Source organism: Bradyrhizobium cosmicum, assembly GCF_032290525.1.
In the GTDB taxonomy this organism is placed as follows: Bacteria; Pseudomonadota; Alphaproteobacteria; order Rhizobiales; family Xanthobacteraceae; genus Bradyrhizobium; species Bradyrhizobium cosmicum_A.
On record NZ_JASXTA010000008.1, the window covers coordinates 64309 to 75000 of the forward strand.

Here is a 10692-nt window from a genome sequence, read left to right on the forward strand (position 1 = left end):
ATTATCGTCCTTGGCGGATCTTCATTGTCAGCGCTTGATATAGACAGGCTTTCGCTTCTCAAGGAAGGCCCTGATGCCTTCCGAAAATTCCTCGGAGCGGCTGCACAGGACCTGGTTGCGGTCCTCCATCGCGATCACAGCTTCCAGCGATCCCGCATCGACGCTCATGTTGAGACATTCCTTGGACAGACGGAGTCCGACCGGCGAGGCCGTCATCATCGCATCGACATAAGGCTCGGCCGCCGCGTCGAGCTTGTCTTCATCCACGACTTCGGAGACGAGCCCGACCGCAAGCGCGCGCTCGGCGCCGACGAAGCGGCCGGTGAGGATCAGTTCGGAAGCCACGGAGACGCCCACAAGCCGCGGCAGAAAATAGCTCGTGCCGATGTCGCAGCCGCCGAGGCCAAGCTTGATGAAGGCGCAGTTCATCCGCGCCGATTTCGTCGCGATACGGATGTCGGACGCCAGCGCCAGCGCAAAGCCGCCGCCGGCCGCCGCGCCCTGCACCAGCGCCAGGATCGGCTGCGGACAGCGCCGCATCAGCATCACGATGTCAGCGATGCGCCGCTGCGAGTCCAGCGACTCGGTGACACCGGGCAGCTCCTGCTGCCCGGCACGACGCGCCATCGCGGCCTTGAGATCGAGGCCTGCACAAAAACTCTTGCCGGCGCCCTTGAGCACGACGACGCGCGTGTCGCGGTTGCGCTGCAGGCCCTGGAAATAGACATTGAGCGCATCGATCAGCGCGGGATCGAGCGCATTGAGGTGTTCGGGCCGGTTGAGCGCCACGGTGTCGACGCCGTCGTTGTGCTCGATCAGCAGCGGTTGGGACATGCGAACGTCCTCCATGCGAGTCAGGCGCCGGTCTTTTACCCTCCCCTGGAGGGGGAGGGTCGATCGCGCGGAGCGCGAGCGGGGTGGGGTGACGGTCTCTCCACCCTGAACAGTGCCCGAGCGGAGAGATCACCCCACCCCGGCGCTTCGCGCCGACCCTCCCCCTCCAGGGGAGGGTCAAGAGCAGCCCTACCGCGGCGCCATGCGGATGGCGCCGTCGAGACGGATGGTTTCGCCGTTGAGCATCGGGTTCTCGACGATGTGCACGGCGAGCGAACCGTATTCCTTGGCGTCGCCAAGGCGCGAGGGGTGCGGCACCTGGGCGCCCAGGCTCTTGCGGGCTTCCTCGTTCAGACCCATCAGCAGCGGCGTGAAGAACAGGCCGGGCGCGATGGTGTTGACGCGGATTTTCTGGCTGGCGAGATCGCGCGCGGCCGGCAGCGTGAGGCCGACGACGCCGCCCTTCGAGGCCGAGTAGGCGATCTGGCCGATCTGGCCTTCGTAAGCGGCGACAGAGGCCGTGTTGATGATGACGCCGCGCTCTTCACCGACCGGCTCGATCGTGATGAGGCGCTCGGCGAACAGCCGCAAGCAGTTGAAGGTGCCGATCAGATTGACGTTGATGATGCGCGCGAATTTTTCCAGGGGATAGACGCCGTCGCGGCCGACGATCCGCTGCGAGCCGCCGATGCCGGCGCAGTTCATCAGCACGCGGGCGACGCCGTGCGCGGCTTCCGCCTTCGCGATCGCCGCCTTGATCTGCTCCTCGCTGGTGACGTCGGCATGAAGCGCGACGCCCTTCACCTCAGCGGCGACCTTCTCGGCATTGTCCTTGTTCTGGTCGATCACGCCGATCCTGGCGCCCTTGGCCGCCATGGCGCGGGCGGTGGCCTCGCCGAGACCCGAACCACCGCCGGTGATGAGAACGGCTACGTCTTTCAATTCCATCGCTTCGACCTTTCCTTGGGCGTTTCTTCTCTGGACTTTGAGAGTGTTGGCCGGATCATCCGGCCGCGGCAGCGGCTTGCGTGAGGATGCCGCCGCAGATCAGCGTTTCCATGTGCTTGATGTATTGCCGGCAGACGTCGTCAGTGACCGGGCCGACGCCGGTCGCGCGAGACATCGCGTGCCGGCCGAAGAACAGATGATCGCAGGCGCCGATCAGGCTGGTGTAGAACAGCACCGGATCGGTGGCGCGAAATTCACCGTGGCTGACGCCTTCGGCGAGCAGTCGGCGATGAAAGTCCAGCAGCGGCGCCACGAAGAATTTCGAGACCTCATCGGCGGAGCCGGCAACGCTCTCGTGCAGGAGATAGTGAATCAGCCGGTTCATGTAGGGGAACCGGTGATAGGCGCGGATAATGCCGCCGATATGCAGCTTCAGCTTCGCGGTCGGTGTGATCGGCTGGGCTAGCAAATATTCGAGATTGGACAGCTCCGTCCCGGCGTCACGCTCGAGCAGCGCCAGCAGCAGGCCGTCCTTGTTGCCGAAATGATATTTGACCAGCGCGGCATTGGCGCCCGACTTCTGGGCGATGTCGGAGAGCGAGATCTCGATCGAGGAGCGTTCGATCATCAGCTCGCTTGCGGCCACCAGCAATTTCTCTGCCGTGGAATTCTTTCCGCTGGGGAGCCGGTTCGGTACGCTGGTAGTCACGGAGATCCCTGTTCTCGCCGCTTGAAGCGGAGCGCAGATAAGCCGAAGCAGCGCCTCATCACAAGAGTTAATTGATCGATTGACTAAATGATATCTCGCCCCTTAAATCCGCCCCGCAACCCAACACGGTTCAGAACAATCATGGGAGAGACCGAAATGGCCGAGGCTTATATCGTCGCCGCTGCGCGTACCGCCGGCGGGCGCAAGGGGGGCCGCCTCGCCGGCTGGCATCCGGCCGACCTCGCCGCAAAGGTGCTGGACGAGCTGGTCGACCGCACTAAGGTCGATCCCGCCCTGGTCGAGGACGTGATCATGGGCTGCGTGATGCAGGTCGGCGAGCAGTCCAACAACGTCGCCCGCAACGCGATCATGGCATCGAAGCTGCCGGAGAGCGTGCCGGGCACCTCGATCGACCGCCAGTGCGGCTCCTCGCAGCAGGCGCTGCATTTCGCAGCGCAAGCCGTGATGTCCGGCACGATGGACGTGGTGATCGCGGCCGGCGTGGAATCGATGACCCGCGTGCCGATGGGTCTGTCGTCGCAGCTTCCCGCCAAGAACGGTTTTGGTAATTACAAGAGCCCGGGGATCGAGCAAAAATATCCGAACATCGTGTTCAGCCAGTTCACCGGCGCCGAGATGATGGCCGAGAAGTACGGCCTCTCGAAGGATGATCTGGACGAATATTCCTACAACAGCCATCAGCGCGCGATCGCGGCAACGCAGGCCGGTCACTTCAAGAAGGAGATCGTGCCGCTCGAGATCACACGCGCCGACGGCTCGAAGGATACGCATCACATCGACGAAGGCATCCGCTTCGACGCCACGCTGGACGGAATCAAGGGGGTCAAGCTGATCGCCGAGAACGGCAAGCTCACCGCGGCCAGTGCGAGCCAGATTTGCGACGGCGCCTCCGGCGTGATGGTCGTCAACGAGCGCGGCCTCAAGCAGCTTGGCCTCACACCGCTCGCGCGCATCCACCACATGACCATGACCGGCGGCGATCCCGTGATCATGCTCGATGCTCCGCTGCACGCCACCAAGCGCGCGCTAGAGAAGGCCGGCATGACCATCGACGATATCGATTTGTTCGAGGTCAACGAGGCCTTTGCCTCGGTGCCGACCGGCTGGCTGAAGACCACCGGCGCCGATCCGGCCCGCCTCAACGTCAATGGCGGCGCGATCGCGCTCGGCCATCCCCTCGGCGGCTCCGGCACCAAGCTGATGACCACGCTGATCCACGCCCTGCACCAGCGCGGCAAGCGCTACGGCCTGCAGACCATGTGCGAAGGCGGCGGCATGGCGAATGTGACGATCGTGGAGCGACTGTAAGCCCGCGTTGCATCGTTCAGGCGTTGCCACATTGAAGGTGTCGTCCCGGCGCAGGCCGGGACCCATAACCACAGAAGTTTGTGGTTAGGACTAGCTGGGGCGACATCGCGTTTCAACAATCTGGATTGGTGGTTATGGATCCCGGCCTTCGCCGGGATGACACCTTTTCTGTTGCGAGATCTCCCCCATGACTCACCCCTCCATCCACGCGCGCGCCACGCCCGACAAGATCGCCTACCGGATGGCCGGGACCGGCAAGGCGATCACCTATCGCGAGCTCGACGAGCTCTCGAACCAGGGCGCGCAACTGTTCCGCTCGCTCGGCCTCAAGGCCGGCGACCATATCGCGCTCTTGATGGAGAACCGGCTCGCCTTCATGGAGATCTGCTGGGCGGCGCAACGCAGCGGACTCTATTACACCGCGATCAGCCGCTATCTGAAACAGGACGAGATCGACTACATCATCGCCGATTGCGGCGCCAAGGTCGTGATCACCACGCCGAAATGCGCCGACCAGATCAAGGCCCTGGTCAAGGGGACCGCGGGCGAGCCGATCTTCTACATGGTCGACGAGCCCCTGCCCGGCTTCCGCTCCTACGACAAGGAAGCAATCGCGCAGCCGGTAACGCCCATCGCCGACGAGGTCGCCGGCTACGACATGCTGTATTCGTCGGGCACGACCGGCCGGCCCAAGGGCATCAAGAAAGCTTTCGAAGGCAAGCCGATCGATGAACCCAACGCCTTCCTGCGCGTGCTCTGCGCCAACATGTGCGGCATGAATGCCGACACGATCTACCTCTCGCCGGCACCGCTCTATCACGCAGCTCCCCTGCGCTTCAACATGATGGCGATCGTGCTCGGCGGCACCTCCATCATCATGGAAAAATTTGACGCCGAGGATTTTCTCAAGCTCGTCGAGAAGTACAAAGTCACGCAATCCCAGCTCGTGCCGACCATGTTCGTGCGCATGCTGAAGCTGCCGGACGAGGTCCGCGCGAAATACGACGTCTCGACGCTGAAGGGCGCGATCCACGCCGCCGCGCCCTGTCCGGTCGACGTCAAGGCAAAGATGATCGAATGGTGGGGACCGATACTGATCGAGTATTACGCGGGCTCGGAGGGCAACGGCGTGACCGTCTGCAACTCGAAAGAATGGCTGGAGCACCGCGGCAGCGTCGGCCGCGCCGTAGTCGGCAAGATCAAGATTCTTGACGAGAACGATGACGAGCAGCCGGTTGGCGAGATCGGCACGGTCTATTTCGCCGACGCGCCTGCTTTCACTTATCACAACGATCCCGAGAAGACGAAGAAAGCCTACAACGCCAAGGGCTGGTCGACGCTCGGCGATGTCGGCTATCTCGACAAGGACGGCTTTCTGTTCCTCACCGACCGCAAGTCCTACATGATCATCTCGGGCGGGGTGAACATCTACCCGCAGGAGACCGAGGACGTGCTCATCACCCATCCTGATATCGCCGACGTTGCCGTGTTCGGCGTGCCGAACGAGGAGATGGGTGAAGAGGTCAAGGCCGTGGTGCAGCCGCACGACATGAGCCGCGCAGGCGAGGCGCTCGAGGCTGACCTGATCGCCTACTGCAAGACCCGCCTTTCCGCGATCAAATGTCCGCGCTCGATCGATTTCGAAGCCGAGCTGCCGCGTACGCCAACGGGCAAGCTGGTGAAGCGGCACTTGCGCGACAAATATTGGCCGAAGACGGTGGCGAAGATCTAGGCGAGTTCTCGCGTCCCGGACGCGGTGCAGCGCGTAGCGGTGCGCCGCAGAGCCGGGACCCATCTCGCTGAGCTGCTGGGCCCCGGCTCTGCAGTGCGTCACTACGTGCCGCACCGCGTCCGGGGCACGAGACCTATCACTTCAATCAAACAGGCTCGGCGTGTGGTTCACCAGCGCGCCCTCGATCTCGAGCATCTTCAGCTTCGTCACCACGCCACCATTCGCCGAGAAGCCGCCGGGCTTGTTGCCGGCCGCGAGCACGCGATGGCAGGGCACGACGATCGGGCACGGGTTGCGGCCGAGCGCCTGGCCGACGTCGCGCGACAGCTGCACGCCGCCGAGCTGCTTGGCGATGTCGCCATAGGTGACCGTCTTGCCGGGCGGGATGGCGCGGGCGATCTCGTAGACGCCCCGGTTGAAGTCGGGCACGCCGTCAAGATCGAGCGGGATGTCGGTGAGGTCGTCGGGCTCGCCCGCAAGCAGCTTGACGATGCGGTCGATCGCCTGCTGCACCTCGGCGGTCGGCTCGGCCTCGCTGGCGTCGGCATGGCGCTGGCTGATGCGGGTGCGGATCTTCTCTTCGCCGCCCATCGGCAATTGCGTGCCGTTGATGCCGCGCGGGCCCCAGGCGACGGCACAAAGGCCGATCCTGGTGTCGAACAGGGCAAAATGCTGGTCGGTCATGGCTTGGTTCCTGGCTTGCGTCCTTGTCGCATGCCCCCATTGTGTTCTCGGCCTAAATCTAGGCTTGGAAATAGTTGCGATCCACCCGGTTTCCGGGAATCGTGCACAGGAGTTCCGCCCTTTTCGAGAGCCCCTGAATGCAAAGCCTCCACGTCAACGGATACGACATGCCCTATCTCGACGTGGGCGAGGACAGGGGCCGGCCGCCGCTGGTCTGCGTGCACGGCTCGCTCAACGACTTCCGCGTCTGGGGCTGCGTGCTCGGACCGCTGACGCAGCGGCACCGGGTGGTCGCCGTCAGTTTGCGGCACTTCTTCCCGGAACGCTGGGACGGCGTCGGCGAGACCTATTCGATCGCCCAGCATGTCCAGGACGTCATCGCCTTCATCGAGACGCTCGATCTCGGCCCGGTCGATTTGATGGGCCATTCCCGCGGCGGACACATCTGTTTCCGCGCGGCGCAGGCGCGCCCCGACCTGCTCCGGCGGCTGATCCTCGCCGAGCCCGGCGGAGAGCTCGATGCCAGCCTCGACCCTGATTATGCCGGCGGCCCCTCGCCGCTGTTGGCGCGCTTCACGGCGTCGGCCGAGAAGATCGCGGCGGGCGATGTCGACGGCGGCCTCGCCGTCTTCGTCGACACGCTGGAGGGCGCCGGTACCTGGCCGCGGCTGCCGGCGTTGGTGAAGCAGAACCTTCGCGACAACGCCTATACGTTGATCGGCCAGGTCCGCGACAGCCGTCCGCCGTTTTCGAAGGCCGATGCAGAGTCGATCAAAATGCCGACGCTGTTCATCCTGGGGGCACGGACCAAGGGCCTGCTGCCGAAGGTGCTGCACGCGCTCGCCGCGCATGTGCCCTATTCGAAAACGGCGATCATCCCGAATGCGACGCATCCGATGTTTGAGCAGGCGCCGCAAAAATATTCGGAAGTGGTTCTCGACTTTCTGGCGAGCTGATCATGCAGAGCTTTCGCGTCAACGGTTACGACATGGCCTATCTCGAAGTCGGAGACGGGCCGCCGCTGGTCTGCGTGCACGGCACGTTAGGCGATTTCCGCACCTGGTATTCGGTGCTCGGCCCGCTGTCGAAATCGCAGCGCGTGATCTCGGTCAGCCTGAGGCATTTCTTCCCCGAGCATTGGGACGCCGTCGGCGAGGACTACAAGATGGCGCAGCACGTCGCCGACACGATCGCCTTCATCGAGCAGGTGAGGCCCGGGCCGGTCGACCTGATGGGCCATTCGCGCGGCGGCCATATCGCGTTTCGCGTGGCGCAGGCGCGGCCTGATCTGCTGCGCAAGCTGGTGCTCGCCGAGCCCGGCGGCGATCTCGACGCCAGCCTGCGGGTGCCCGAAGGCACGCCGGCGCATCCACCGCTGGCCGCGCGTACGGCGCGCTCCGTCGAGATGATCCAGGCGGGCGATCTCGATGGCGCACTGCAGAATTTCTACGAGGGCATCGAAGGCGACGGCTCGTGGCGACGCGTGCCGGCTGCCGCAAAACAGCAGCTGCGCGACAACGCGCTCACCTTCCTCGGCCAGGTCAACGAGCAGCGCCGGCCCTACACGCTCAGCGATGCGCAGGCGATCAGGACGCCGACGCTGCTGATCGGCGGCGGCGCCACGACGGGAAGCCTGTCGGTGATGTGGCGCGCGCTGGCCGAGCACATCGCGGGCAGCAAGACGGCGGTGATCCCCAAGGCCGGCCACTGGATGTTTGAGCAGGCGCCGCTGGAGTTCGGCGAGGTGGTGAGCAGGTTTTTAGCGGAGTAGCGGCCGGTGCCGCAGATTTTTCGCGAAAACAACCCCATGCACAGTAGACGGCCCTAGCGATTTCAATGACTTAGTGATCCCCCTATCCAGCTCGAGCGGCCTCGCGACACGCCTTGACCCCGGGCCCCTTTTCGCATTATTTTCGAATACGGAATTCCGTATTCCCTTGTGCTGTCGGAGCTGCCGGTGTGATCCCTCTCGATCCGCTTCCGAACCTGATCGACCAGGTCTATGCAAGGATCCTGGAGGCAATCTCCGACCGCACGCTCGAGCCCGGCCAGCGCATCCGCCAGAACGAGCTCGCCGACAAGCTTGGCGTGTCGCGCCAGCCGGTGTCGCATGCGCTGCATCTGCTGCACCGTCAGGGCCTCGTCGCCGAGAGCGGCCGTCGCGGTTTTGAAGTCACCCAGCTCGATCCCGCGCGCATCCGCCAGCTCTACGAGGTGCGCGGCGCCATCGATGCGCTCGCAGCGCGGCTCGCCGCGGAGCGCGCCGCGAGCGACGCGGCCGGACGCGCACGGCTCGACGCAGCGCTCGCCGTCGGACGCGGTATCGATCGCAACACCCCGCTCGGCGAGCTCATCACGCTCGACGTCGATTTTCATCGCGCGATCTATCAACTCGCCGGCAATCCCGTGATCGAGGAGACGATCGCGCCGCAATGGCCGCATATGCGCCGCTCGATGGCGACGGTACTGTCGGAACTCGACTATCGCGGCAGTGCCTGGGCCGAGCACGCGACGATTGCCGGGCATATCCTTGCAGGCGATGCGAACGCCGCCGAACGCGCCGCGCTGGCGCATGCGCGGACGGCGGGACGGATGACCGAGGAGCGATTGAGGGCGACGGACGAGGCGGCGGCGTAGCCGCATACGCCGTCATTCCGGGGCGATGCGCAGCATCGAGCCCGGAATCCATCGGACGGCATACGCTGCGGAGAAATGGATTCCGGGCTCACGCTTCGCGTGCCCCGGAATGACAACAAAAACAAAGCAAGGAGGACGACCCATGAAACTGTCGCAGGAGCAATTGGAGTTCTTCCACCGCGAGGGCTGGCTGTTCCTGCCAGAGCTGTTCAGCCAGGAGGAGGTCGATCTCCTCGCGCGCGAGGCGGTTGCCATCTATGACACCAACCGGCCCGAGGTCTGGCGCGAGAAGAGCGGCGCGCCGCGCACGGCCTTTGCCGCACATCTCTACAACGAAGCCTTCGGCATTCTGGGCGCGCATCCGCGCATGATCGAGCCGGTCGAGCAATTGTTCGGCGAACAGGTCTACATGCACCAGTTCAAGATCAACGCGAAATCGGCCTTCACCGGCGACGTCTGGCAGTGGCACCAGGATTACGGCACCTGGAAGCGCGACGACGGCATGCCGGAGCCGCGCGCGATGAACATCGCGATCTTCCTCGACGAGGTGATGCCGATCAACGGGCCGCTGATGCTGGTGCCGCAGAGCCAGCACGCCGGCGACCTCAAGGCCTCGCATGACCTTGCCACCACGTCCTATCCGCTGTGGACGCTGGACGAGGAAACCGTGACGCGCCTCGTCAAGCAGGGCGGCATCGTCGCGCCGACCGGCAAGGGAGGCGGCATGCTGATGTTCCACGGCAATCTCGTGCACGGCTCCAGCGGCAACATCACGCCCTACCCGCGCAAGATCGTGTACCTGACTCTGAACGCGGTCTCGAACTACATCCGCACCCCGACGCGGCCGGAGTACATCGCGCATCGTGATTTTACGCCGATCAGGACGGTGGACGACGACGCGCTGCTGCGGCTCGCCCGTGCGCCGCGGCAGGCGGCGGAGTAAAATAGCTCTCGTGCCCCGGACGCAGCGCAGCGTCTCTTCGACGATGCGCTGCAGAGCCGGGGCCCATACCACACGGATAGTTTCTCTCTGGGTCCCGGCTCTGCGAAGCAGCGTTGCACGCTGCATCGCGTCCGGGACACGATCACACCGGAACACCCCCATGAACCTCCACCGCCTCCTCCAGGCCCGCGCCAGCGCCGGAAAACCCGTCCGTGTCGCGCTGATCGGCGCCGGCAAATTCGGCTCGATGTTCCTGGCGCAGGTGCCGCACACGCCGGGGCTGGAGGTGCCTGTCATCGTCGACATCGATCGCGACCGCGCGCGCGAGGCGTGCCGCACCGTGGGCTGGAGCGCCGAGCGGATCGCAGCCACCGTCTTCACCGATGACGGCGCGCGCGCCATTGCCGGCGGCGCGATGGACGTGGTGGTGGAGGCGACCGGCAATCCGGCAGTCGGTATCAAGCATGCGCGCGCGGCGATCGCGGCGGGCAAGCATATCGTAATGGTGAATGTCGAGGCCGACGTTCTGGCGGGCCCGCTACTCGCCGAAGAGGCGCGCAAGGCCGGCGTGGTCTATTCGCTTGCCTATGGCGACCAGCCGGCACTGACGGCCGAGATGGTGGACTGGGCGCGCGCCACCGGCTTTCACGTCGTCGCCGCCGGCAAGGGCACGAAGTACCTGCCGGCGTATCACGAGGTGACACCGGATGGCGTCTGGCAGCATTACGGGCTGACCGCGGGCGAAGCGCAATCGGCGGGCATGAATCCGCAGATGTTCAATTCCTTCCTCGACGGCACCAAATCGGCAATCGAGATGGCCGCGATTGCGAATGCCTGCGGGCTCGACGTGCCCACCGACGGCCTGCTGTTTCCGCC

At 64.8% G+C, this 10692-nt stretch carries 11 protein-coding genes (1 of these 11 only partly in view); 7 read left to right on the plus strand and 4 right to left on the minus strand.

Translation table 11 applies throughout. The features are described from left to right. Positions 1–27: 27 nt before the first annotated feature. From QSV46_RS16395 to QSV46_RS16405, 3 genes are all read right to left on the minus strand, one after another. Positions 28–834, minus strand: coding sequence for an enoyl-CoA hydratase/isomerase family protein (locus tag QSV46_RS16395; protein WP_314952949.1), 807 nt, complete (start codon positions 832–834; stop codon positions 28–30). Between the two features lie 189 nt (positions 835–1023). Continuing rightward, entirely contained in the window at positions 1024–1782 is a 759-nt protein-coding gene (locus QSV46_RS16400; protein WP_314952950.1) for an SDR family NAD(P)-dependent oxidoreductase, read from the minus strand. A 55-nt stretch (positions 1783–1837) separates the two neighbouring features. Further along, positions 1838–2491, minus strand: a complete 654-nt coding sequence (locus QSV46_RS16405; RefSeq protein WP_314952951.1) for a TetR family transcriptional regulator — start codon at positions 2489–2491, stop codon at positions 1838–1840. A gap of 156 nt (positions 2492–2647) precedes the next feature. Here QSV46_RS16405 and QSV46_RS16410 point away from each other — a divergent pair, with 156 nt between their 5' ends. Next, entirely contained in the window at positions 2648–3820 is a 1173-nt protein-coding gene (locus tag QSV46_RS16410; RefSeq protein WP_314952952.1) for an acetyl-CoA C-acetyltransferase, read from the plus strand. A 187-nt stretch (positions 3821–4007) separates the two neighbouring features. Next, a complete protein-coding gene (locus QSV46_RS16415) occupies positions 4008–5552 on the plus strand; it encodes an acyl-CoA synthetase (protein WP_314952953.1) in 1545 nt (514 codons plus the stop codon). Positions 5553–5693: 141 nt separating this feature from the next. Here QSV46_RS16415 and QSV46_RS16420 read toward each other — a convergent pair whose 3' ends face one another. Then, entirely contained in the window at positions 5694–6236 is a 543-nt protein-coding gene (locus QSV46_RS16420) for a methylated-DNA--[protein]-cysteine S-methyltransferase (RefSeq protein WP_314952954.1), read from the minus strand. Positions 6237–6373: 137 nt separating this feature from the next. Here QSV46_RS16420 and QSV46_RS16425 point away from each other — a divergent pair, with 137 nt between their 5' ends. The 5 genes from QSV46_RS16425 to QSV46_RS16445 form a co-directional block, all read left to right on the plus strand. Further along, positions 6374–7192 carry an alpha/beta hydrolase gene (locus QSV46_RS16425; protein ID WP_314952955.1) on the plus strand — a complete coding sequence of 273 codons (819 nt, stop codon included), beginning with the start codon at positions 6374–6376 and terminating at the stop codon, positions 7190–7192. 2 nt (positions 7193–7194) lie between these two features. Further along, positions 7195–8007 carry an alpha/beta hydrolase gene (locus QSV46_RS16430; RefSeq protein WP_314952956.1) on the plus strand — a complete coding sequence of 271 codons (813 nt, stop codon included), beginning with the start codon at positions 7195–7197 and terminating at the stop codon, positions 8005–8007. A 188-nt stretch (positions 8008–8195) separates the two neighbouring features. Then, complete coding sequence (locus tag QSV46_RS16435; protein WP_314952957.1) at positions 8196–8873, plus strand: GntR family transcriptional regulator; 678 nt, start codon at positions 8196–8198, stop codon at positions 8871–8873. Between the two features lie 142 nt (positions 8874–9015). Next, positions 9016–9816 (plus strand): phytanoyl-CoA dioxygenase family protein, encoded by an 801-nt coding sequence (locus QSV46_RS16440; RefSeq protein ID WP_314952958.1) that lies wholly within the window; start codon positions 9016–9018, stop codon positions 9814–9816. A gap of 160 nt (positions 9817–9976) precedes the next feature. After that, positions 9977–10692: the 5' portion of an NAD(P)H-dependent oxidoreductase gene (locus tag QSV46_RS16445; protein ID WP_314952959.1), read on the plus strand. Its footprint extends 598 nt past the window's final position; the window shows 716 of its 1314 coding nt (coding positions 1–716); it begins with the start codon at positions 9977–9979; the stop codon falls past the right edge of the window.

What these genes read in the sequence shown, in the direction of transcription:
- QSV46_RS16400 (WP_314952950.1), bottom strand. Translation starts at nt 1,782, where the DNA reads ATGGAATTGAAAGACGTAGCCGTTCTCATCACCGGCGGTGGTTCGGGT.
- QSV46_RS16420 (WP_314952954.1), bottom strand. Translation starts at nt 6,236, where the DNA reads ATGACCGACCAGCATTTTGCCCTGTTCGACACCAGGATCGGCCTTTGT.
- QSV46_RS16395 (WP_314952949.1), bottom strand. Translation starts at nt 834, where the DNA reads ATGTCCCAACCGCTGCTGATCGAGCACAACGACGGCGTCGACACCGTG.
- QSV46_RS16430 (WP_314952956.1), top strand. Translation starts at nt 7,195, where the DNA reads ATGCAGAGCTTTCGCGTCAACGGTTACGACATGGCCTATCTCGAAGTC.
- QSV46_RS16425 (WP_314952955.1), top strand. Translation starts at nt 6,374, where the DNA reads ATGCAAAGCCTCCACGTCAACGGATACGACATGCCCTATCTCGACGTG.
- QSV46_RS16440 (WP_314952958.1), top strand. Translation starts at nt 9,016, where the DNA reads ATGAAACTGTCGCAGGAGCAATTGGAGTTCTTCCACCGCGAGGGCTGG.
- QSV46_RS16410 (WP_314952952.1), top strand. Translation starts at nt 2,648, where the DNA reads ATGGCCGAGGCTTATATCGTCGCCGCTGCGCGTACCGCCGGCGGGCGC.
- QSV46_RS16415 (WP_314952953.1), top strand. Translation starts at nt 4,008, where the DNA reads ATGACTCACCCCTCCATCCACGCGCGCGCCACGCCCGACAAGATCGCC.